The sequence below is a fragment of the Streptomyces roseochromogenus subsp. oscitans DS 12.976 genome (genome assembly GCF_000497445.1).
Classification (GTDB): domain Bacteria; phylum Actinomycetota; class Actinomycetes; order Streptomycetales; family Streptomycetaceae; genus Streptomyces; species Streptomyces oscitans.
The window spans coordinates 6942581-6965693 of the sequence record NZ_CM002285.1 but is presented as its reverse complement, the minus strand read 5'-3'; the positions used below and the strand labels follow the sequence as shown (position 1 = coordinate 6965693).

At 70.7% G+C, this 23113-nt stretch carries 20 protein-coding genes and 1 pseudogene; 9 read left to right on the top strand and 12 right to left on the bottom strand.

Annotated features, from left to right (window positions below; all coding sequences use genetic code 11):
- From M878_RS49315 to M878_RS49310, 4 genes are all read right to left on the bottom strand, one after another.
- Window positions 1–1696 (bottom strand): polyketide synthase (locus M878_RS49315; RefSeq protein ID WP_031226270.1); only part of this gene is annotated, 1696 nt, incomplete at its 3' end.
- 19 nt (window positions 1697–1715) lie between these two features.
- Window positions 1716–2717 carry a hypothetical protein gene (locus M878_RS79795; RefSeq protein WP_023551211.1) on the bottom strand — a complete coding sequence of 334 codons (1002 nt, stop codon included), beginning with the start codon at window positions 2715–2717 and terminating at the stop codon, window positions 1716–1718.
- Window positions 2714–4648 carry a CRTAC1 family protein gene (locus M878_RS79790; RefSeq protein WP_023551210.1) on the bottom strand — a complete coding sequence of 645 codons (1935 nt, stop codon included), beginning with the start codon at window positions 4646–4648 and terminating at the stop codon, window positions 2714–2716. The genes M878_RS79795 and M878_RS79790 overlap by 4 nt, the downstream gene beginning before the upstream one ends.
- Window positions 4645–5769 (bottom strand): DUF1702 family protein, encoded by a 1125-nt coding sequence (locus tag M878_RS49310; RefSeq protein WP_280923670.1) that lies wholly within the window; start codon window positions 5767–5769, stop codon window positions 4645–4647. The genes M878_RS79790 and M878_RS49310 overlap by 4 nt, the downstream gene beginning before the upstream one ends.
- Before the next feature lie 223 nt (window positions 5770–5992).
- On the opposite strand from M878_RS49310, the gene tatA reads away from it, so the two are divergent.
- The 9 genes and pseudogenes from tatA (at window position 5993) to M878_RS79750 (ending at window position 15637) form a co-directional block, all read left to right on the top strand.
- Window positions 5993–6274, top strand: coding sequence for a Sec-independent protein translocase subunit TatA (gene tatA, locus M878_RS79785; RefSeq protein ID WP_031226268.1), 282 nt, complete (start codon window positions 5993–5995; stop codon window positions 6272–6274).
- Window positions 6275–6389: 115 nt separating this feature from the next.
- On the top strand, window positions 6390–8012 hold the full coding sequence (locus M878_RS79780; protein ID WP_023551207.1) for an MFS transporter: 1623 nt from the start codon (window positions 6390–6392) through the stop codon (window positions 8010–8012).
- Between the two features lie 200 nt (window positions 8013–8212).
- Window positions 8213–8398, top strand: a pseudogene (locus M878_RS95075) (ABC transporter permease); the annotation flags it as partial.
- Between the two features lie 329 nt (window positions 8399–8727).
- Complete coding sequence (locus M878_RS79775; RefSeq protein WP_023551205.1) at window positions 8728–9516, top strand: GntR family transcriptional regulator; 789 nt, start codon at window positions 8728–8730, stop codon at window positions 9514–9516.
- Window positions 9517–9549: 33 nt separating this feature from the next.
- A complete protein-coding gene (locus M878_RS79770) occupies window positions 9550–9777 on the top strand; it encodes a 4Fe-4S dicluster domain-containing protein (protein WP_023551204.1) in 228 nt (75 codons plus the stop codon).
- Window positions 9778–9791: 14 nt separating this feature from the next.
- A complete protein-coding gene (locus M878_RS79765; RefSeq protein ID WP_023551203.1) occupies window positions 9792–11144 on the top strand; it encodes an ABC transporter substrate-binding protein in 1353 nt (450 codons plus the stop codon).
- A complete protein-coding gene (locus tag M878_RS79760; RefSeq protein ID WP_023551202.1) occupies window positions 11141–12073 on the top strand; it encodes an ABC transporter permease in 933 nt (310 codons plus the stop codon). The genes M878_RS79765 and M878_RS79760 overlap by 4 nt, the downstream gene beginning before the upstream one ends.
- Entirely contained in the window at window positions 12057–12851 is a 795-nt protein-coding gene (locus tag M878_RS79755; RefSeq protein ID WP_023551201.1) for an ABC transporter ATP-binding protein, read from the top strand. The genes M878_RS79760 and M878_RS79755 overlap by 17 nt, the downstream gene beginning before the upstream one ends.
- 11 nt (window positions 12852–12862) lie before the next feature.
- Entirely contained in the window at window positions 12863–15637 is a 2775-nt protein-coding gene (locus tag M878_RS79750) for a fumarate reductase/succinate dehydrogenase flavoprotein subunit (RefSeq protein WP_023551200.1), read from the top strand.
- A 182-nt stretch (window positions 15638–15819) separates the two neighbouring features.
- On the opposite strand, the gene M878_RS79745 is transcribed toward M878_RS79750, so the two are convergent.
- From M878_RS79745 to M878_RS79715, 8 genes are all read right to left on the bottom strand, one after another.
- Window positions 15820–16278 carry an RrF2 family transcriptional regulator gene (locus M878_RS79745; protein ID WP_023551199.1) on the bottom strand — a complete coding sequence of 153 codons (459 nt, stop codon included), beginning with the start codon at window positions 16276–16278 and terminating at the stop codon, window positions 15820–15822.
- A 54-nt stretch (window positions 16279–16332) separates the two neighbouring features.
- The gene (locus tag M878_RS79740; protein ID WP_425347940.1) at window positions 16333–17484 is read right to left on the bottom strand and encodes an acyl-CoA dehydrogenase family protein; all 1152 of its coding nucleotides are present in this window, start codon (window positions 17482–17484) and stop codon (window positions 16333–16335) included.
- A 105-nt stretch (window positions 17485–17589) separates the two neighbouring features.
- On the bottom strand, window positions 17590–17877 hold the full coding sequence (locus tag M878_RS000000101500; protein WP_425347939.1) for a hypothetical protein: 288 nt from the start codon (window positions 17875–17877) through the stop codon (window positions 17590–17592).
- A 231-nt stretch (window positions 17878–18108) separates the two neighbouring features.
- On the bottom strand, window positions 18109–19437 hold the full coding sequence (locus tag M878_RS79735) for an LLM class flavin-dependent oxidoreductase (RefSeq protein ID WP_023551197.1): 1329 nt from the start codon (window positions 19435–19437) through the stop codon (window positions 18109–18111).
- Window positions 19434–20492, bottom strand: coding sequence for an aliphatic sulfonate ABC transporter substrate-binding protein (locus M878_RS79730; RefSeq protein ID WP_023551196.1), 1059 nt, complete (start codon window positions 20490–20492; stop codon window positions 19434–19436). Before M878_RS79730 ends, M878_RS79735 begins: the two co-directional genes overlap by 4 nt.
- A 45-nt stretch (window positions 20493–20537) precedes the next feature.
- Complete coding sequence (locus M878_RS79725) at window positions 20538–21269, bottom strand: ABC transporter ATP-binding protein (protein WP_023551195.1); 732 nt, start codon at window positions 21267–21269, stop codon at window positions 20538–20540.
- Window positions 21266–22159: an ABC transporter permease gene (locus M878_RS79720; RefSeq protein WP_023551194.1), complete on the bottom strand. Its 894-nt coding sequence runs from the start codon at window positions 22157–22159 to the stop codon at window positions 21266–21268. The genes M878_RS79725 and M878_RS79720 overlap by 4 nt, the downstream gene beginning before the upstream one ends.
- Window positions 22156–23052 (bottom strand): TauD/TfdA dioxygenase family protein, encoded by an 897-nt coding sequence (locus M878_RS79715; protein WP_023551193.1) that lies wholly within the window; start codon window positions 23050–23052, stop codon window positions 22156–22158. Before M878_RS79715 ends, M878_RS79720 begins: the two co-directional genes overlap by 4 nt.
- Between the last annotated feature and the right edge of the window lie 61 nt (window positions 23053–23113).

The following is a 23113-nucleotide window of genomic DNA, read 5'->3' as shown; positions in this document are numbered from 1 at the left end:
CCTCGGCGAGGGCAGCCGCGGCGGCATCGGCGCGCCGGGCGAGCTGCTCGGGGGAAGCTGCGATCAGGGCGGCGCGGACCGGGCCGAGGTGGGGTGCGCGGCCCCAGGCGCAGGCGAGGTCGTGGAGTTCGGCGTCGCACAGCCGCGGGGCGAGCCGTGCCAGGCGTCGCAGCCGGGCCGACAGCTCCTCGGGGCTGTCCGAGCTGAGCAGGATCAGCTCCTGCTCGGGGTCGGCACGGCGGGCGCGGGGCACAGCGGAAAGGGCGGTGGCCCGCGGCCCCGGGTGCCGGGGCTCGCTCAGCACCACATGGGTGTTGATGCCGCCGAACCCGAAGGCGCTCACCCCGGCGAGGCGTGGCCCGGGCGGCCACTCGGTCGCGTCGGCGAGGATCCGCAGCACCGCGCCCTCACCGACGAGTTCGTCCCGTGGGCTGTCGCATCCCGTGGTCGGCGGCAGCACGCCGCCGTGCACGCTCAGACACGCCTTGATCAGCCCGGCCAGTCCGGCCGCGGCCTTGGTGTGGCCGATGTTGGCCTTGACCGATCCGAGCGCGGCCGGCCGCGGGGACCCGGCGCGCAGGGCGCACAGCGCCTGCAGCTCGATCGCGTCGCCCAAGGCCGTACCGGTTCCGTGCCCCTCCAGCAGCCCCGTGGCGGCCGGGTCGAGACCCGCGTGGGCGTAGGCCTGGCGCAGCGCCAGGAGCTGGCCCCGTTGATCGGGGCGGGTGATGCCGCCCGCGCCGTCCGAGGAGATCCCCCAGCCCCGGATCTCGGCGTAGACGGGCATCCCCGCGGCGGCCGCGTCCCGGGCGCGCATCAGGGCGACGACCCCGCATCCCTCGCCGGGCAGGAAGCCGGTGGCCTGCTTGTCGTAGATCCGCATCTGGTCCTCGGCCAGCGCGCCGAGCCGCGCGAACCCGACGAGTTCGAACGGGTCGAGGCTGATGTCCACGCCTCCGGCCAGCACCAGGTCGGCGCTGCCCTCGCGCAGCCGGCCGCAGGCCGTGGTCACGGCGAGCAGCGAGGAGGCGCAGGCACCGTCCACGGTGAATCCGCCGCCGTGGAAGTCGAACTGGTTGCAGATCCGGCCCGCGATGGTGTTGGCGAGGCCGCCGGCCAGGAACTCGTCGTCGGGGGCGGGGAACGGCTCCAGGTAGCGCTCCGCGGTCCGGGCGAGCACCTTCTCGCGCTGTGTCCCGGTGAGTCCCTCCTCCGACAGGACGGCGTCGAGCACGGCCCGCACGTACGGCCAGCGCAGCCGCATGGTGCGGGCGCGAGTGACCTCGCCGGTGAGGGTGTTGCCGATGACCACCGCGACCCGGTCCCGGTCGAGGCCGGCGCCGCCGGGGACCCCGGCGTCCTCCAGCGCGCGGGCCGCGGTCTCCAGCGCGAGCCAGTGGGCGGGATCCGTGGCTCGGTGCACCGCGCCGGGGACGCGGAAGGCACCCCGGTCGAAGCGCCAGCCCTCCAGCAGGGCGGCCCTGGTCGCGTAGGTGCTGTCCGGGTCGCGGCGCGTCGGGTCGGCGTAGTCCTCGACGGCGAGGCGTTCCTCGGGCAGTCGGCGGAACGCGCGCCGCTTGCGCAGGACGAGGTCCCACAGCTGCGCGGGGTCGTCGGCATCGGGGTAGCGGCAGGCCATGCCCACGACGGCGATGCCGTCGTGGGATGCCGCGCCGGCCTTCTCGTACGGGGACAACGGCGACTCTCCTAGCCAGTCAGGACGCGTCGGCGACCGCGGCGCCGGCGCCGGAAGCGGCTGTGGCACGGGCGTTCTGGGCATCGGCCTGCCCCGCTTCCTGGCGGGGGGCCGGGATACCGCTGGCGCCGCGCGCCGAGAGGAAGGCCAGCAGTGCCGCGCGCAGCACGCAGGCGATGACCAGGGCGAAGAACAGGCCGAAGACGATGTGCAGTTGAACGAGAACTCCGTACGCCGCGGCGATGGTCGCGCCGAAGACGACCTGGTTGCGGCGACGCCACGGCGAGGTGCCGGGATCGGTGATCATGTAGTTGGTGAACAGCACGAAGGCGGTGCCGGTCATCGGCAGCAGGGCGCTGACAGTGGAGACGTCGGTGACCGCGCCCCGCAGCAGTGCCTGCACCGCGAAACCGCCCGCCCAGCCGAGGATCAGCGGCAGTTTGCCGGTCAGCTTGCCGTTCAGCAGGGTGCCGAGAACCAGCACCACCAACGGCGGAACCGCACCCCACCAGCCGTTCAGCCACTCGGTGAACTCGTACGGCGGTGCGATGCCCACCCACGGGAACAGCAGCAGGACGGTGACGATGCCGAAGTTGCTGGGGTTGAGGACGTGCCGGGCCTTGCCCATCACCCGTACCCGGAACAGGTACTTGCTGGACACACCGACGATCGCGGCCAGCAGCGTGGGCCAGATGCGGCTGTTGGCGTACAGCAGCATCGCGCAGGCCAGGCCCCCGATGTAGGCGGGCAGCAGGAAGTCGATCACTTCGCCGAGCGGCCGCCGGTACCGGGCCGGGCGCCGTAGGCCCCATGCCTCGGCCGTTTCCAGGAGCAGTTCGGTGAGCACCGCGGCCAGGACGGAGAACAGCGGTGTGGCATAGGCCTGTTCGAAGCCGAGGACGGTGTGGCCGAGGACGGTGGCGGCCGTGATGGACATCGCGAAGCGGCGCAGCGCCTTGCTGCGCCGGCACGGGGCGCAGGGCTTGCCGGTGTCGGCGGCGCAGGTGTGGTCGGTCGTCATGCGGGAACCTCCGCGATGGTTCCGTCGGCTGCCAGCACGAGGGTGTGCCAGCCCGGTGGGAGGGTTGCGGTGCGCTCGTGCCGTACTCCGTGGAGGTCTCGCCAGGAGAGGTCCACGCGCATCGGGCGGGCCGGATTCTCTCCGCCCAGGCCGAAGTGGAGATCCGGAGCGGCGACTCCGCCGTGCCCGTTGGCGGGGTAGAGCTGTTGCTCGGTCACCTTCCCGTCGGGCAGGTGCAGCCGGGCGACGGCGCCGATGGCCGGGGTGGTGGCGTGCCGTGAGCCGGTGGGCAGCCGCAGGTGCAGCCCTAGGAAGGGGGCCGCCTTGGACTGGTTCCGGTAGAACACCGACTGTCCCCACTGATTGGCCGCGACGAAGTCGAGCCGTCCGTCACCGGTGACGTCACCGACGGCGAATCCCCGGGTGACCGCGGTGGACGCGACCCCGGCTTCCCTGGCGAGGTTCACATAGCGGCCCTGGGGAGTCCGGACGAAGAAGGTGTTCGGGTCGTGGCCGGATAGATCGTCCCCCGGTTCGACGTTGGGCCAGAGATCGGGGTGCTGCAGGATCAGGTCGTTGGACATCGCCGCCTCCTGCAGCTGCGCCCAGCGATCGGTCCTGCCCGCCAGGAATCCGGTGGCGTGCATCACCTGGGGATAGCCCGAGTTGTCGAAGTCGGCCGCGACGAGGTCCCACGTCCAGCCGGAGCGGGACAGCCCCATGCCCTCGCTGTGGTCGTCGTAGGGAGCCTCGCCGCGGTGGAGCAGGGCGCCCAGCCGGTCGCGGGGCACCGTGGGCCGGAAGACGAAGTTGCTCTCCAGGAGCGCGTAGGGCTCGGTGATGTTGCCCACCAGGATGGACTGGGTTCCGCTGCGGTCCAGGTCGGCGAAGGCGACGCCCATGCCCTTGAACGAGCCGTTGCCCAGCTGCTTGGACTTCGGGGTGGTGAAGTGGCGGGTTCCCGTGGCCAGACGGAACTTGGGGACGCCGGGCCTGGACTCGTTGATCAGCAGCCGGCCTCGGCCGAAGTCGTTCGCCTGGTAGAGGTCCGGCAGTCCGTCGCCGTCCAGGTCCTGGGCGCCGAGAGCCAGCGTCCAGCCGGTCGGGGGCTTCGGCCCGAAAGCGCCCTGGACCTCGGTGAAGCGGGCCTCGGGCTTCCGGCCCGAACGGCCGCCGGTGAAGCGGAAGTAGCGCAGTGTGCCGCCGTTCAGCGCGTGGGACATCGACGACGGCATCTGGAGTTCGGACTGCCTGGCGGTGGGGTCCAGTACCCGGGCCCCGTCCTTGAAGTAGTTGCCTACGACGAGGTCGAGGTGCCCGTTGCCCTCGAAGTCGCCCAGGGTCATCGCGTTGGTGTTCCACACCGGGTGGCCGGGGACCAGTTCCCGCGGCACGAAGGCGGCCCGGGAGGGAGCGGTACCGGGGCGGCGCAGGAAGAGCACGGGCGAGCGGCCCCAGTAGTAGACCACCAGGTCCTGCCGGCCGTCCTGGTTCAGGTCGGCCGGCATGCAGCCCATCGGGGCCGCGTACGACGGCATGTACAGGCCCTTCGCCGCAAGGGTGAAGGGGCGGTACCGCTTCCCGGTGCCGGGCGCCGGCTCGACGGTGACGGTGTCCGTGCGCGGGTCGACCAGGCATACGTCGTGAGCGACCGTCCCGCCGTCCACGGCGAACAGCCCGGCGCCGGCTCCGACCGAGGAGATCCACGACCGGATGTGGTGGAACGCCGGCGCCACCGGGCGCACCCGGCGCTCGCCCGGCCGGTCGGGTGCGTTCAGCGGGTGTGCCGTGAAGTGGAAGGGCGCGGCCGCCTCCGCCCGGCTGTCCGCGGACACCGCGTCCGGCTGGGCCAGGGAGAAGGCCGTGAGACAGCAGCACACCGCCACAGCCTTGGCGGCATGCGCTCTCACATGACAGACGAGCGAGTTCATCGGCTCCTCCGAGAGCGAGTCGCGGACTCGGCGGGCTCGACGGCCCAGGAGCGGGGCGCGGACACGGCGGCCTCGGTGGTCCGGGCGTCCTGGGCAGGGCGCTGCGTGGGGGCATCGGTCGGACCGGGACCGTGATGGGCCGCCCACAGCCGTCTGATCCCGGCCCGCCACTCCCCGTAGTGCTGTCCCGTACGGGGGTCGGGGCCCAGCTCGGCACGTGCGGTGTCGGTCCAGTCGGCCGCGGTCTGCGCCGGCACCCCGGCGAGGGCCAGGACCCCACGGTCGCAGTGCTCGGGCAGGGGGGTACGGGCGCGCAGCCGGGCCGCAGCGGCGAAGGCGGCACCCTGAGCCAGGTGGGCCCGGTAGTCGCCCGCCGCCTCGACCAGCGCGCGCAGTTCGTCCTGGTCCGCACCCCCTGCGTACACGGCCGCGAGGCCGATACCGCTCCACAGATCCGCCCGCCGCCACGAGGGGAACTCGGCCACCCGCAGGCCCAGCGCCTCGGGGTCCGCGCATTCGTGGAACCACAGGCACCGCCCGAGCCCCTGGTCTCGCACGGCACGCTGCCACAGGTCGAGGCCCCGCTCCAACCGCTGCCCCGCCACGACCCGGTCCGAGTCGAAGAACCCCTGGTAGAAACCGAATCCGTCCCAGGCGAGCCAGTGCAGCAAGGGGTCACCGGCGCGGAGTCCGCGCCAGGGGCGCAGGCGCAGTTTGCCGAAGGCCCAGCCGACACCTACATGGATCAGATGCGGATAGTCGACACCCGGTCCCTCAAGAAATTCCCGCAGTCTGCGCCCCCGGGACAGGGTGAGCAGATCGAGCAGCGCGCAGCCCATGCCCGCGCCCTCGAAGGCAAACCCTCGGAGTTCTTCGGGGACACCGTCGAGTGCCGCGCCGAGCGCGTCCGTATTGTGCGCACCCACCGAGTGGTTGAAGCCCTCGAGAAAGGCTCTTCCGGAATCCTCCAACCGCTGCCGGGACGGACCTGAGCGAAGCCTGAATCGACGCGCTCCGAAATCAACCTGCCGCATGTCCTGCCGCAGCAACCGGGCAGCACGGGAACGCAGACCACCGCAGGTGGCTGCCGACTTTCCTGCATCTGGAACCAAGAACGGCACTATTATTTCCCCTCCAGCACGTCATCTATTGCGATTAATAGCCTCGGGGCAACTTGGCGCCGTCTTGATCCGCTAAAAGAGTGCACCTGGCCGGTCCTGCATCCAACAGGTGAACCGCACCCGACGGCCTCCGATCAAACGGGTAGAACTCCGGAAAAGGTGACAATAGCCATTCCGTCACCACGCAAGAATGATGAGTCCGCACCAGCCGAAGAAGGTCGCGATGCTGGAAAACCGTCTGCTCGAAATCATTATTATCGCCCTGGTCGTCATGGTTCTGTTCGGAGCGAAGCGGCTCCCGGACACCGCGCGCTCGCTCGGAAAGTCGTTGCGCATCCTCAAGGCCGAGACCCGAGCCGGCCGCGAAGAGGCGGAGCGGGAGGCGTCGTCCGCTTCATCCAGGCCGGCCGAGCCACCCGCGCTCACGAAGGCGGGGGAATCCCCGCAGCCGCACATCGTCGTCGCGGAGCCCGCCGGGAAGGGGCGAGAGGCGCTCCACGACTGACACGCGCCCCGGAGGGTCACTCACGCAGGGCAATCGCACAAAGTATCCGGACGTTGACGTGTGGTAGCCACCTTGTCACAGTGTTCCCGGCACCGGTTCCGAGAGGTGGGGATCCATGGGACATCGCGTCGGCTTCGCTCGGCCGGGCTGGTTCTGGTGCGGCGCCCTCCTGTGCCTCGCGGGCACGCTGGGCCATCTGCCGATGTACGGGCACCTCGCCCACCCGCCGAGGCATCCGGCCTCCATGGCGGGCAGCGACTCGAGCCCGCTCATGGTGATCAGCATGACGCTGATCCTGGCCGGGGTGGCGGCGTGCGCCTACGGAATCGTCGGCCCCCGCCGGACGGCCGGCGACGACGGGCAGGAACCACTCCGGGTGACTTTCACCGACGACGTACCGCTGACACGAGCACACTGGGCGCTGGCGGTGGTGATGACGCTCGCCGTGGCCGTCGACGTCATGAAGCCCATGACGCTGAGTTTCGTCGTACCGGGAGTGGCCAAGGAATACGGGTTGCGTTCGGCGGTCCATCCGCACGGCGGCCTGCCCGTCGCGCTGCTGCCGCTCTCCGGAATCGGCGGAACCGTCATCGGCTCCTTCCTGTGGGGCAGATTCGGCGACCGCATCGGCCGCCGCCCCGCCATCCTGCTGGCCAGTGTCGTCTTTCTCGCGACGTCCGTCTGCGGAGCCATGCCGATGTTCTGGATGAACATCCTCATGTGCTTCCTGATGGGGACGAGCGCGGGCGGCATGCTCCCGCTCACCTTCACCCTGCTGACGGAGACCGTGCCGACCCGGCAGCGCGGCTGGATCGTCGTCCTCATCGGCGGCGTCGGAACCGCCGGCGGCTATGTGCTGACCAGCTGGGCGGCCTCACTGCTCGTGCCGCACTTCGGCTGGCGTGTGCTGTGGCTGCTCGGACTGCCCACGGGCGTCGTCCTGCTGCTGCTCAACCGCTGGATCCCGGAGTCCGCGCGCTTTCTCGCGGCCTGCGGGCGGCGCGCCGACGCCGAGGCCGTGCTGGCACGCTACGGCGCCCGGTTGGCCTCCGCCCCGCCCTCTCTCGCGAACGTCCCCGCGGCCGCGCCCCGCGACGGCTGTCTGAAGCTCCTACGGGCGCCCTACACCAGAGTCGGCCTGCCCCTGGTGGTACTCGCCCTCGGGATCGGCCTGGTGACCTACGGCTTCCAGTTGTGGATCCCAACCGACCTGCAGCGCCTGGGCTTCACCGAACTGACCGCGGACTCCACCCTGCGGGACGCGGCTCTGCAGGGACTGCCCTTCAACCTCGCGATCGCCTGGCTGTACGGACGGTGGAGCAGCAAGGGCACACTCGTCCTCCTGGGCGCCTGCACCGCGGCCGCCATGGCGGCACTGGCAACGGTGGGCGACCGGATCGCCGTGCACCCACTGCCGCTGCACCTGCTGCTCGCCGTCCCCATCTGGTCGGCCGGCTCGGCCGTCGCCGTCCTCGGTGCCTATACGGCGGAGGTGTATCCGACGGCGGTTCGCTCGCAGGCTTCCGGACTCACGGCCGCGGTCACCAAGGTCGGCGGCGTGCTGATGATCGCTGTGGTCGCGGCGGCCGTGGCTCCGCCGTCTCTCCGTACCACCGCGCTGCTCGGCGCGGTGCCGCTCACCCTCGCCACCGTCGCGGTCACCCTGTCGGGAGTGGACACCCGTGCACGGTCCCTGGAAGAGATCTCCACCGCGCCCCTAAAGGCAACGAATCGGTGACCGCCTCAGCATGACGGCCGCCCCACGAGAGGAGCGGGGCGACCCGCTCCGGGTCACGTGAGTCCGGCTGCTGCGCACGCTTCCACGCCGCAACCAGGTCGGGGTACCGGGGATCGATCCACCCGGGCATAACAGGCCTCCCTTCACCGCAGGCTACTGCCGTTACGGCATCGGCATCGGCCGGATGGTGCACTCGGGAGTCCTCGCCCGATCTGGGCGTCGGTCTGGGCCAGTTGCTGGAGAACGGGCGCAACAACTCCAGCATGTCGCAGGTGTTCCTGGCCATCTTCCTGATCCTGCTCGTCGGCATCGCCATCGACCTGCTGATCTTCAGCCCGCTGGAGCGGTGGGTGCTGCGCAGCTGCGGCCTGCTCGTGACCCGCTGAGCGAACGGATCCCGATCGACACGGAGTGCGCGCCCTACCCCCTCAGCCACGCGCACACGGCACCGGCCCCGCATAAGCACATCGCCGCACGCGGGCCGGTGTTGTCGTGTGCGGAGGAGGCAGGTCCTGCCCGCGTTCAGGCGCGTAGTCAGCTTTGCGAAATCTCGCGCTGAGCGCCTCGTCTGCTCTCATGGACCGTGGGCCCGGCGCTGGCAGATCTCCCTGTCTGTCCGACGAAACCCCAGTTCAGGCGGGCATCTGGTCATGTGTCAGGTGGCGCAACACTCCAGCAACACCGCTTTCCCTACCAGATAGGTATGGTCCGAAACATGTCACCCGCCGATCGCATCCGAGACCACGCCGGCCAGGGCGCGACCACCGTCGCGGCCCACCGTGCGCGGCGGCGGCTGCGTGCGGACCGGGCTCGCCAGCTCGCCGACCTGCTCCGCCACCAGCTCCTGGCCGGGGGGTTCCCGGACGGCGCGCTTCCTCACGAGACGACCCTCGCCACGGACTACAGCGCCTCCCGCAACACCGTTCGTCAAGCCCTCGACCTGCTGCGCGCCGAGGGCCTCGTCGAACGCCTCCCCGGCGTCGGCACGGTCGTCGTGGCCCAGAAGTACCCCCACGGACTCGACCGCCTGATGGGCCTCGCAGAAACCCTGCGTGAACACGGCCATGTCACCAACGAGGTCCGCACCGTGGGCCCCGCTCCCGCCCCGTCCCCGGTGGCCGACCGCCTGCACGTCCCACCCGGCACCGACGTCCTCTACATCGAACGTCTGCGCCGGCTGAACGGCCTACCCCTGTCCCTCGACCTCACGTACATCCCCCTCGACATCGGCACCGCCCTGCTCAGTGAGGACCTGGAGAACACGGACATCTTCCGGCTCCTGGAGACACTCACCGGCCGGCATCTCGGTCACGCCGAGATCAGCCTTGAGGCGGTGAACGCCGACGCCCACTCCGCCGCCGTACTGCAGGCACCGCGCGGTGCGGCCGTCCTGATGCTGGAACGTCTCACGTACCTCGCCGACGGGCGACCCGTCGACCTGGAATTCATCCGCTTCCGCGGCGACCGCATCTCGATGAGCGGTCTGCTGCACCGGTCCCTGTAAACACCCCGCTCGCGCACATTCCTGGAGACAGCCATGCCCTTGGCGCCTCAGCGGGCCGACGTGCCCGTGACCATCGACGAGTCGAAGTGCATCGACGGCTGCACGCTCTGCGTGGACATGTGCCCGCTGGACTCCCTCGCCATCGACGAAAGCAGCGGCAAGGCGTACATGCATGTCGACGAGTGCTGGTACTGCGGCCCGTGCGCGGCCCGCTGTCCCACCGGAGCCGTGATGGTGAACATTCCCTACCTGCTCCGGTGAAAGGCCGAACTCCCATGAAACACACAGCACTTGCCGCAGCCGCCGCCGCTGCCCTGCTCCTCGCGCCGCTCACCGCCTGCGGCGCCAACGGAGCGGCCGGCGCCGGCGGCTCCACCGTCACGGTCACCGTCGGCTACCAGTCCAAGACCATCAACACGGTCACCGCAGGCACCCTCCTGCGCTCCCTCGGCTACTTCGAGAAGCAGCTGAACTCCCTCCACGACGGCCGCACCTACAAGGTCGACTGGCAGGACTACGCCACCGGCGCCCCCATCACGGCCCAGATGACCGCCGGGAAGGTCGACATCGGCTCGATGGGCGATTTCCCGCTGCTCATCAACGCCGCCCGCGGCAAGCAGCTGAACCGCCCCACCCACCTGGTCTCCATCACCGGCTACAACCTCCGCGGCGGCCTCAACACCATCGTCACCGCGCCCAACTCCAAGCTCACCTCCCTGAAGGACCTCAAGGGCAAGAAGGTCTCCACGAGCGTCGGCTCCGCCGCCGACGGCACCCTCGTACGGGCCCTGCAGCGCGCCGGCATCGACCCGAACGACGGCATCGAGAAGCTCAACCAGCAGCCCGCCGTCGGCGCGTCGGCCCTGACCGCGGGCAGCGCGGACGCGCTGTCGCAGTTCGTCGCCTGGCCCGGCCTGCTCACCTACCAGGACAAGGCGAAGGCCCTCTACGACGGCGCCCAGCTGAACCTGCCCACCTTCCACGGCGTCACCGCCCGCGAGGACTTCGCCAGGAACAGCCCGGCCGTGCTGGAGGCCTTCCTGAAGGCCCAGGCCGAGGCCACCGACTACCTCGACACCCATCCCGTGGCCGCTGCCGAGAAGGTCGCGAAGGCCACCGGCCTGCCCGCCGAGGTCGTCTACCTCTACAACGGCGCCCACGGCATCTCCACCTTCGACCCGGCCGTCAAGCCGCAGCTCGTCTCCGCGCTGAAGCAGGACGTGTCGGTCCTGAAGGCGGCGAAGCTGACCGGTGATGTGGACGTGGACTCCTTCGTCGACGACCAGTACGTGAAGAAGGCCCTCGGCACGTCGTACGACAAGCAGCTCGCCGCCACTCCCCCGGCGGCCGCGAGCGAGGCATGGCCGAAGGGCGCCGAGGAGACCAAGGCCTTCAAGTCCCCGGCGGAGCTCCTGACGTACGTGGCCGCCCACCGGGACGGCATCCGCGCCGCCTACGTGCCCGACGCCACCACCGGCACCCTCTGGTTCGCCGACAAGGCGGTCTGGGTGACCGACGGCGAGAAGCTCCTGCCGTTCGTCGCCCCGGCAACCGCGCAGGCGTATGTATCCGCGCACGGCGGTGCCCGCGTCATCACCTACGCCGACGCCCTGGAGCGTGCCGCATGAGCCCGCCCGCGCCGCGAGCGGGCCACTACCGGCGGCCACTCCCGCCGATCGGCCGGTATGCGCTGCGGGTGGCCGCCGTCGCGGCCGCTCTCGGCCTCTGGCAGCTGCTGACCAGCCTGGACATCGACCTGTGGCTGCGCTTCTCGCAGTTCCCCACGGTCACCGACGTGGCCCACGCCTTCGCCGACCGCCTGTCCGGGGCGGACTACTGGACGGACCTCACCGACAGCCTGACCCGCATCGTCACCGGTTTCCTGCTGGCGGCGGTGCTGGGCGTGGCGGGCGGCGTGCTCGTGGCCCGCTCGCGACTGGCCGAGGATCTGCTGGGCCCCCTGCTGGAAGTGGTCCGCCCGATCCCGGCGATCGCCCTGGTGCCCGTCGCGATCCTCCTCTTCCCCTCCAACGAACAGGGCATCGTCTTCATCACCTTCACCGCGGCCTTCTTCCCGGTCCTGGTCTCCACCCGGCACTCCGTCCGGGCGCTGACCCCCGTGTGGGAGGAGGCCGTGCTCACGATGGGCGGCGGCCGGTGGCGCATCCTCGGCTCGGTCGTCCTGCCGGGCGCGCTGCCCGGCATCTTCGGCGGTCTGTCGGTCGGCATCGGCGTCTCGTGGATCTGCGTGATCTCCGCCGAGATGATCTCCGGCCAGTACGGCGTCGGCTACCGCACCTGGCAGGACTACACGATCGTCAACTACCCCGGTGTCTTCGTCGGCATGGTCACGATCGGCGTCCTCGGTTGGCTCACCTCCACGGCGGTGGAACTGTTGGGCCGACGCCTGACCCGCTGGCTGCCCCGCACGTCGTACGTCCCCGGAACCCGGCCGACGGCACCGCGCACGCTCGCGCCCGCCCGGCCGGCCCCCGCCCCCGTCCGCACCGACCAGCCCTCCGACACCGAGGAGGCACGCGATGAGCACCTCGTCTGACACCGAGCCCGGCCTCCGTACGGTGGACCAGGCGCCGTCGTCCGCACGCGGCACCCGGCTCATCCTCCACGCCGCCACGCTCGGCCGCCCCGACGCGCCTGTTCTGGCCGACGTCGAGCTGGACATCGCGCGGGGTGAGATCCTCACCGTCGTCGGACCCTCCGGCTGCGGCAAGTCGACCCTGCTGCGCAGCCTGGCGGGCCTGCTGCCCCCACTGGCCGGAGAGATCGACCAGGACGAGCACCCCCTGGCCGGCCCCTCGGCCGAACGCGCCCTGATCTTCCAGGAGGACGCCCTCCTGCCCTGGCGCACCCTGCGCGCCAACGTGGAACTCCCGCTCGCCATCCGCCGCGTCCCGCGCTCCGAGCGCCGCGTCCAGGCCGAGGAGTGGCTGGCCTGCGTCGGACTCGCCGACCACGCACGCCAGTTGCCGCATCGCGTCTCCGGCGGGCAGCGCCAGCGCGCCCAATTGGCCCGCGCCCTGGCCGGGCGTCCGCGCGCCGTCCTCATGGACGAGCCGTTCGGCGCCCTCGACGCCCAGACCCGGGCCGGCATGCAGGACCTGTTGGTGGAGGTGCTGCGGGGCACGGGCGCGACCGTCGTCTTCGTCACCCATGACGTGGACGAGGCCCTGTTCCTCGGCGACCGCGTGGCCCTGCTCGGCGCCGGCCGCCTGCTCGCCGTACGGGACGTACCGCACCCGCGCGACCGTACGGCCCTCGGCGACCCGGCCCGCGTGGCCCTGCGCCGCGACGTCCTCACCTCGCTCGGCACGTGAAAGGCACACCGGTGAACCCCCGCGCGAACACCCCCTCGCAGTCCCTGCGGATCCCCGCTCTCACCGACGCCGAGGAACTGACCTGCGACGTCCTCGTCATCGGCGGCGGCACCGCCGGCACCATGGCGGCCCTGACCGCCGCCGAGCACGGCGCGAACGTCCTCCTCCTGGAGAAGGCGCACGTCCGTCACTCCGGCGCCCTCGCCATGGGCATGGACGGCGTCAACAACGCGGTCATCCCCGGCCGCGCCGAGCCCGACGACTACGTCGCCGAGATCACCCGCGCCAACGACGGCATCGTCGACCAGTCCACCGTCCGCCAGACCGCCACCCGCGGCTTCGCCATCGTGCAGCGGCTGGAGTCGTACGGCGTGAAGTTCGAGAAGGACGAGCACGGCGAGTACGCGGTCCGCCAGGTCCACCGCTCCGGCTCCTATGTGCTGCCGATGCCGGAGGGCAAGGACGTCAAGAAGGTCCTGTACCGGCAGCTGCGGCGGCGCGAGATGCGCGAGCGGATCCGCATCGAGAACCGGGTGATGCCGGTGCGGGTGCTGACGGCGGGCGACGGTGCGGACCGGCGGGCGGTGGGGGCGGTCGGCTTCAACACCCGCACCGGCGCGTTCGTGGTGGTGCGCGCGGGCGCCGTGATCCTGGCGACCGGCGCCTGCGGCCGCCTCGGCCTGCCCGCCTCCGGCTACCTCTACGGCACCTACGAAAACCCGACCAACGCGGGCGACGGCTACGCCATGGCCTACCACGCGGGCGCCGAACTCACCGGCATCGAGTGCTTCCAGATCAACCCACTGATCAAGGACTACAACGGCCCCGCCTGCGCCTACGTCGCCAATCCCTTCGGCGGCTACCAGGTCAACCGGCACGGCGAACGCTTCGTCGACTCCGACTACTGGTCGGGGCAGATGATGGCCGAGTTCGCGGCCGAGATCGCGAGCGACCGGGGCCCGGTCTACCTGAAGCTGAGCCACCTTCCAGAGGAGTCGATCTCGGCCCTGGAGTCGATCCTGCACTCGACCGAGCGCCCGACGCGTGGCACGTTCCACTCGGGCCGCGGACATGACTATCGCACCCACGACGTCGAGATGCACATCTCCGAGATCGGCCTGTGCGGCGGCCACTCGGCCTCCGGCGTACGGGTCGACGACCACGCCCGTACGACCGTCCCCCGCCTGTACGCCGCCGGAGACCTGGCCTGCGTTCCGCACAACTACATGATCGGCGCGTTCGTGTTCGGTGACCTGGCGGGGGCGGATGCCACCCAGTACCAGGCCTACGAGGGCGAGTTGCCGCAGGACCAGCTGCGCGAGGCGCACGAGCTGATCTACCGCCCGCTGCGCAACTCGGAGGGCCCACCGCAGCCCCAGGTCGAGTACAAGCTGCGCCGCTTCGTCAACGACTACGTGGCCCCGCCGAAGTCCGGCGCCCGTCTCTCCCTGGCCCTGGAAGCCTTCGAGCGGATGCGGGACGATATCGCCGCGATGGGCGCCCGGACCCCGCACGAACTCATGCGCTGCGCCGAGGTCACCTTCATCCGCGACTGCGCGGAGATGGCCGCACGCGCCTCCCTGGCCCGCACCGAGTCCCGCTGGGGCCTCTACCACGACCGAATCGACCACCCGCGGCGCGATGACGCGTTCTGGTTCCACCACCTCGACCTGTACAAGTCCCCTTCTGGCGCTATGGAGTTCACGGCCCGTCCCGTGGCTCCCTACCTGGTCCCGGTCGACGGCTTCACCCCGGCCGGCGGCCCCTCCCGGCACATCGGCGAGGTCCACCCGGAACCTGTGGCGACAGCAGGCGCCCGGGAAGCGGCGCCGGTGGCGTTGCGGCAGGAACCCACCGTGGCCGACACAGCCGCCCACCCCCGGGCCGACGCGGACACGCAGGCCACACCTCGCCTGCTCGCACTCCTCTCTCTCGCAGAGGACGAGCCTGATCTCTCCATGCTCGCCGAGTACTTGACGGATCCCGAGCCCAGCGTGCGCCGAACGGCCGTCACGGTCCTGACGGAGATCGTGCCGCCGGGCACCGGACCGGCACTGGCCTCGGCGCTCATCGATCCCGACGCCGGCGTCCGCGCCGCCGCAGTCGCCTCACTGCGCGAACTGGTCGAGACGCTGCCGCCGGAACCGGCGCTGCGCGACGGTCTCGCCGCCGCCCTGTCCGAGGCCGACGCCGCCGTCCGTGCCGCCGCACTGGACGTGCTGCGTGCCCTGCGACTCGGTGACGCAGAGTTGTTCGCGCACTCCCTGTCGGATTCCGACATCGCCGTACGCATCGCGGCCGTGCGCGCGCTGGTGTCGGTCGACGCCTCCGCAGAGGTGGCCCGCGCAGCGGCCGTCGATCCGTCCCGCGAGGTCCGCGTCACGATCGCCAAGGCTCTGGCCACCATGGACACAGGCTCGGACATGGCCCGCTCGGCCCTCGCCGCGCTCATCGACGATCCCGACGCCCTGGTGCGGGGGGCCGCCTACGAGGCTCTGGGCACGACGGGCTGCCCGGCAGGCCTGGCTGCACGCGCCGATGCGGCCCTGTCAGACCCGGCCTGGCAGGTCCGGGCCGGCGCCGCCACCGCTCTGTCCGTCGCAGACTCCGACCTGGCCGTGCCGGCCCTCGCCAAGGCCCTCACCGACCTGAACGCCGACGTCCGCAAGGCCGCCGTACTGGCCCTGACCCGGCACCGTGCCGTCGAGGACGCCCGAGCCGCCCTGACCACCGCGACGACGGACTCGGACGCGGATGTCAGGGCCTATGCGGCGCGGGCGCTGTGACCGCGATCTGCCGTGCGGCCAGGGGCGTCCCGTGTAGGTCCGGGTCACGCCCGGCGCGGTGAGGCTGGTCAGTGGGAACGGGACGGTACACGGACCTGCGAGCACCGACAGAATGGTCAGTACGGCGCCCGCGCAGGTGTTGTGGCCGCTCGGGTGGTCCGGATGCGCCAGGGTGGTGTCGGTCAGGGATTCGTCCAGGCCTCGGGGTCCTCCGCGAGGCTCACGACCTCGTCGGGCAACTTGGCCGCGGCCACGTGGGCGAGGGTGACCTCGCCGAGGATCTTGCGGACGTTGGCGCGTACGGCGATCCACAGCGGCAGCAGCGACTCCGCCGGACCGCAGTAGGAGAGCTCGGGTGGGCGCACTCCCCGCACCGAGACCAGGGGGCCGTCCGCCACGCGGATGACGTCGGCGATGGCGATCGACTCCGCCGCGCGGGCGAGCCGGTAGCCGCCCTTGCCGCCCCGCTGGCTGACCACAAGACCGCCCCGGCGCAGGTCGCCGAGGATGCCCTCCAGGAATTTGTGCGGGATGCCCTGCGCCGCGGCGATCGCCTCGGCCTTGAGCGAGGCCTCGCTCCCTGCTGCGGCCAGCTCCAGTGCCGCCCGCACCGCATAGTCCGCCCGCGCCGAGATCCGCATGCCGCGATTATCCATCACTGTCGTGTCGGCCCCCCGCACCGGTCGCCGTCCCGGTCAGGCTGGAAGGGCGAAGGGTGGGTGCGCGCCGTTGAGGAAGTAGTCGCCCACCTCGCGCAGTCTGTGGGCGACCGGCTCGCGCAGGGTGTGTGTCCGGGCGTTGCGCCAGAAGCGGTCGAAGCCGTGCCGCGCGGAGGCGGCGTCGGCGCCGAGGACGTCCAGGGCTCGGGTGGTGATCTCCTGCGCGGCCCGGGAGGCGGCAGACTCGGCCACGCTCGCGAGGACGGCGATCTCCGCGCACTCCTCGTCGTCGAGATCCTCGCCCTGTTCGAGGCCATGCACCAGGGCATCCACCGCCTGCTCGGCGAGGGCGGACGCGGCACGTGCGACGACGGTGAGCTCGCCGTACACGGTCAGCGCGTACGGATCGTGCGGCGGGCTGTCCGGCCAGGGCTGAGGCGAGAACGGCTGCCAGGGGGACCTCATGCCCCTTCCGTACTCGCGAACCTCGGCCAGCAGGCCCTCTGCCACGCCAAGACAGAAGTGGACGGAGACCAGACGCGCGGTCGGCGCGGCCAGAGAGGCGAAGGGAGACAGGACGCCCTCGTCCGGCGAGAGGGAGCCGAGCACATCGTCGGCCGCGACCCGCACGGAATCGAACTCCACGCCGCCACCGGCCGCCAGCCGCTGGCCGAATGCGTCCCCGCTGCTGCCGATCACGACGCCCGAGCGGGCGGGGTCGACCAGGACGGCCAACGGCTCACCGGTGCCGTACTTGGCGGCTCGAACCACCAGCCGGTCGGCGACTCCGACTCCGGTGGCATACCTCTGGTAGCCGTTGAGCAGATAGCCGCCCGACGTGGGGGTCAGGATGAGTGGTGGTTCGTGTGAGGCGATACCGCCTCCCCAGCACCACTGCCCCGCCGTCGACTCCCGCTCGATGCGGGCGGCACGGGTGCGGTCGGCGAAGAACCGGGCGCTGCAGGACAGGAAGTAGTGGTTGCCCAGCAGGTGGCCGATGGCCCCGTCGGCCGCGGCGACCGTCCGGATGACCGCGTAGGCCGTACGCCAGTCCCCGCCCCCTCCCCCGAGTTCGGCCGGTGCCGGCAGTGTCAGCAGTCCCGACTCGCGCAATCGCGCCACCTCGTCGAGCGGTGCCTTGCCGGCCTGTTCGCGCTCGGCCGCGTCCGTGGCCAGGTCGTCCGCCATCTCACGGGCTATGTGCAGCCAGTCGGCATGCCCGGCCCGCGCGTCGGTCACCTCGTCCGCCGTCACCGTCATATCCTCACCCGCTTCATGCGACTGCGGCTGTCCCTACAGCAAGCATTTTCCTAGTAATCCGATAGGAAAACTAGGGAAGCTGGAGTATTCCGGCTGATTCACGCCCCCGGATGACGAGTTCGCGATGGCGGGCGGCCGGGTGGTCGTCCCTGATCCGGGGGCGCAGCAGCGCAGTTCCGCCCGGCATCGGCGAAGGGGACCTGGGCGGCGGGGGCCACCTGCTGCCCGTACGGATGCCGCCACAGACCAGATCTCCGAGCGCAGCTCGACGTCGACGCCGGCCGTCGGCTCGTCGAGGATGAGCAGGCGGGGCCGGTGCATGAGGGCCCGCGCGAGGACGAGGCGCCGTTGCATGATGTTGCACACCGAGCCGATCAGCGTGGTCTTCCCGGCGCCGTTCGGGCCCAGCAGGCCGAAGAAGGCGCCGTCCGTATCTCCAGGTCGAGACCAGCCACCGCGGTGAAGCCGTCTTCGTAGGTCTTGCGAAGGCCCTCGACCCGTAGCACAGGCAGACTCCCGCCGCTCCGGGAAGCGGCGGGAGTCGCGAGCGGGTCAGCCATGGAACTGGTTCGCCGGGACCGGCAGCCCGTAGTGCTCACGCAGGGTCGTACCCTCGTACTCCTCGCGGAACAGCCCCTTGCCGCGCAGGATCGGCAGCACATGCTCGACGAAGGCCGCCAGACCCGACGGCAGGGCGGGCGCCATGATGTTGAACCCGTCCGCGGCACTGCCCTCGAACCAGGCGATGATCGTGTCCGCGATCTGCTCGGGCGTCCCGATGAACTCGAAGTGACCGCGCCCGCCGCCCAGCCGGGAGATGATCTGCCGGACCGTCAGCTGCTCGCGCACCGCAAGATCGGTGATCAGGTCGGAGCGGCTCTGCGAGCCTTCCAGCTTCGGCCTGGCGAGGATGAAGTCCGGCAGTGGCTCGTCGAGTTCGAAGACCGACGGCTCGGTCTCGAACACGGCGGCCAGCTGACGCAGCCCGTACTCCGGAACGCGCAGCTCGTCGAACTGCCGGGCAAGCGCCCGGGCCTCCTCCTCGGTCGACCCGATGTACGGGACGATGCCGGGCAGGACGATCACACCGTCCGGGTCGCGGCCCGCGGCCCTGGTCCGCGCCTTGATGTCGGCGTAGAAGGCGGCGGCGCGCTCGTACGTCGTGTGGGCGGTGAAGATCGCCTCTGCGTGGCGGGCCGCGAAGTCCTTGCCGTCCTCCGAGGAGCCGGCCTGGACGAGCAGCGGGTAGCCCTGCGGGGGACGCTCGACGTTGAGCGGGCCGGCCACCTTGAAGTACCAGCCCCGGTGGTCGAGGCGGTGCAGACGCGCGGGGTCAGCGTAACGTCCGGTGGCCCTGTCCGCGAGGACGGCATCGGCCTCCCAGCTGTCCCACAGTGCCTTGGCGACCTTCAGGAACTCGTCGGCGCGGGCGTAGCGTTCGGCGTGGCCGGGACGGTCGTCGAGGCCGAAGTTGGCCGCCTCGTCCGCCCCGGCCGAGGTGACGATGTTCCAGCCGGCGCGGCCGCCGCTGACGTGGTCGACGGAGGCGAGCCGGCGGGCGAGGTTGTACGGCTCGTTGTAGGTCGAGGACACGGTCGCGATGAGGCCGATCCTGCTGGTCGCCTGGGAGAGCGCGGTCAGCAGCGTCAGCGGTTCGAGCTGGCCGGGCGGGCGGAACTCGCCGGTGTCGATGAGCGCCGGGCCGTCCGCGAGGAACAGCGAGTCGAACTTGGCGCTCTCGGCCAGCTGCGCCAGCTCGATCCAGTGCCGCAGGTCGAAGTCCGCCCGGGGATTGCTGTGCGGGAGCCGCCACGCTGCCTCGTGGTGACCCGCCTCCATGAGGAAGGCGTTGAGATGGAGCCGACGCCGTCTCGCGCTCATGAGGTGACCTTCAGCTTGGAGCTGTCGTAACCGGCCGGCAGGAGGTTGTCGGTGATCGACTTGACGTCGACGTTCTTGGTGATCTGTCCCGCCTCCAGGAAGGCGTCGGCGAGTTTCTGCTCCAGCTCGATGTCCGACTGTTCCACCGGGGTCACCCGGTTCGAGTAGGCGGCCAGGGACGCCTTGGCGTCGGCCAGCGGGATGCCCTGCTCCTTCGAGAGCGCCTGCGCGTACTGGTCGGGGTTCTTGACGGCCCAGGCGAACTCTCGCGAGAGCCTCTTCAGGACGTCCGTGAGAGCCGCGCGCTTGGTCTTGTCCTTCAGCGACGTGTCACTGGCGACGTAGTAGCTGCTCGTCTGGTCGATCGGCGGGAGTCCCTTCACCAGGATCCGCGCGCCGTTCTTGACCGCGATTGCGGACTGGGGGTTCCAGATCGACCATGCGTCCACCTTGCCGGTGCTGAACGCCGTAGCGCCGGCCGCCGGGTCGAGGAAGGTCAGCTTCACGTCCTTTGGGGTGAGGCCGACGCTGTTCAGCGCGTTCAGGGCCAGGCCGTGGGCCGAACTGCCCTGCGGAACGGCGATCTTCTTGCCCTTGAGGTCGGCGGCCGTCTTCAGCTTCGAGCCCTTTGGCACGATGATGTTCTCGTTCGACTGGGTCGGTGTGAGTGAGCGGTTGACGGCGACGACCTTGAAGCTGTACTCCTTCGCGGCACCGGTGATCGGCGGCACGTCGCCGACGCTGCCGAGGTCGATGTCGCCCGAGGCGGCGGCCTGCACGAGCGGCGGCCCGTAGGTGAACCGGGCGAACTTCACCTTGTACGGCGCGTTGCCGAACACGCCGGTGATCTTCGCCAGTTCCTGGCTGCCGTCGCCGCCGTTGTCGCCGATGGTGAAGGTGTACTTGCTCCATTCGGGGTGCTTGGCGTCGCTCGCTGCGGCGGCGTTGCTCAGCGGCGCGGTGCTGTCCGAGGACGACGATCCGCAGGCGGCGAGGGTGCCCGCCAGGGCGAGCGAGCCGACGGCGCCGATGAGTCTGGTGGTTCTCTTTCGCATGGGTTGTCGTGCTTTCTGTGCTTGGGGGAAGAGTGTTCGGGCAGGTCAGTGCTGGCCGGCGAGGCCGAGATCTGCCAGGAGCCGGGCGCGGAGTTCCTCCCGTGCGACGCTCGCTTCGCGGTCCACGGCGGAGAGGCGAACCTCGTGCGAGGTGTCGATGCGTCCGTTGCTCATGACGACGATGCGGTCCGCCAGGGCGATCGCCTCGTCGACGTCGTGAGTGACGAGCAGCATGGCGGCGTGGTGCTTGGTCCGCAGCGCCCGTACCAGGTCGTGCATGCGCAGCCGGGTGATGGCGTCGAGGGCTGCGAACGGCTCGTCGAGCAGCACGAGTTCGGGCTCCGAGACCAGGGCCCGTGCGAGCGACACCCGCTGGGCCTCGCCACCGGAGAGCTCCTTGGGCCAGGCCTTCTCGCGGCCCGAGAGTCCGACCTCGGCGAGCACATCGAGGGCACGCTGTTCCGCGTCGGGTCCGTGCAGGCCGAGCGTGACGTTGCGCAACACCCGCTGCCACGGCAGCAGCCGGTCGGCCTGGAAGACGATCGCACGCCGTGCCGGGACCTCCACGCGCCCTCCGTCGGGCCGGTCAAGGCCGGCGAGCAGCCGCAGCAGGGTGCTCTTGCCGCAGCCGGAGGGGCCGAGCAGGATCACCAACTCCTCGTCGGCGAGGGTGAGGTCGAGGTGATCGAGCACCACCCGGTCACCGAACCGACGGACCACCTGCTCGACGACGACCCCGGTCTGCCGACGGCGCTCCGTCGCGATCGTGCTGCTCATGACGCCTCATAACTGGGCCGCCACCGCAGCAGCACCCGCTCGAGAACCCGGACGAACTGGTCGGCGAGCAGACCGAGGAGCGAGTAGATCACCAGCCCCACGAAGACCTGGTTGGTCTGCAGATAGGTCTGCCCCTGAGTGATGAGGAAGCCGAGTCCCTTGTCGGCGTTGACCGTTTCGGCTGCGACCAGGCCCAGGACGCTGTATGCGAGGGAGAACCGCAGGCCGACCAGGAACCCCGGCAGGGCTCCGGGCACGAGCACCCGCGTCACCAGGCGCCAGGTGCCCGCACCCGTCGTGCGCGCCATCTCGATCAGCCGCTGGTCGACGCCCCGGATCGCGGCGAAAAGGTTGAGATACATCGGGACGCCGGCGCCGAAGGAGATCAGCAGCACCTTGGTGAGTTCGTCGATGCCGAACCACACGATCATCAACGGCAGTACGGCGAGGAGGGGGATCGTGTTGAGCACCTGCACGAGGCCGTTGAACAGGTACTCGCCGCTGCGCAGCAGCCCGCCGAGCACGCCGGTGACGATCCCCACCGTCAGACCGATCGCCAGACCGATGCCGGCCCGCTGCAGCGAAATGGCCAAGTCGGGCCCGAGGACGCCCTGTTGCCACAGATCGGCGGCTGACTTCACGATCGAGGTCGGCGCCGGGGCGTAGGTCTTCGACACCACTCCGGCCCGGGCGAGCGCCTCCCAGGCGATGAGGATCGCGACCGGAGTCGTGTAGATGCCCAGCGGCCAGCGCAGGCGCTCGCGGAGTGTGCTGAGTGATGTGCTTCGGCGGGCGTCGCGCGGCAGGAACACCTCGCGTTCCCGCGCGCTCGCCGTCTCGGCGTCCGGGCGCTCGGTGACGGCCGCCGCCTTGAGGCTGAGCTCGGTCATGCCGCCTCCGCCAACACACTGCTGTAGTGCGAGGAATCGCCGACGAGCTGCTCGCTGCGGCGGCCGTCGACACCGGTCGGCACCTCACCCGCGACCGTCACCCGGTTGAGGCGGCGCGGGTGGTCGTCGTAGTTGTCCACCCCGTAGTGCTGGGTGATCCGGTTGTCGAAGATCAGCAGCTGGTTCGGGGACCAGGTCCAGCGCAGGATGTTCTCCGGGCGGGTCACGTACGACTGCAGGATGCGCAGCAGATCCACCGAGTCACTGCCCGACAGCCCGACGATCCGCTTGGCGAACCCGCCGATGAACAAACCGCGTTCACCCGTCAGCGGATGCACCCGCACGACCGGGTGCTCGGCCTCGTAGGGCGTCGAGACGAAGACACGGTCGTACTCCTGCCGTTCGGCGGTCACGGCCGCGGGGCGCGCGTAGTCGTACTGGTTCGTGTGCACGACGCGCAGCGTGTCGGCAAGGGAGCGCAGCGGTTCGGGGAGGTCGCGATAGGCCGCGGCGGCGTTGGCGATGAGCGTCTCGCCTCCGTACGGCGGGGTCACGATCGACCGGAGCGTGGTGAGCTGCGGCGGGTTGACAACGAAGGTGACGTCCGTGTGCCATTCGTTGGCCTTGGACGTCTCACTGTCGACGGCGAGCACGTTCGTCGTGCCGTCTGCCGCCGGCACGTTCGGATGAGCGGTCGTCAGCTCGCCGAACCACCCGGCCACACGCTCCTGGCCGGCGTTGTCGAGCCGCACGCCGTCGAACACGATCGCCTTGTGCTCGTTGAGGGCGTCCCGGAGCGTGGTGATCGTCGAGAAGTCCGGTGGCGCCGCGAGGTCGACGCCCTCGACGACTGCGCCGATACGGCCGGTGAGCTTACGGATGGACGGAGGCATGAGGGGGTCCCTCCCGGACGGATGGGCACACCAAGGCGTGCGGGCAGTTGGATGAAGGCGC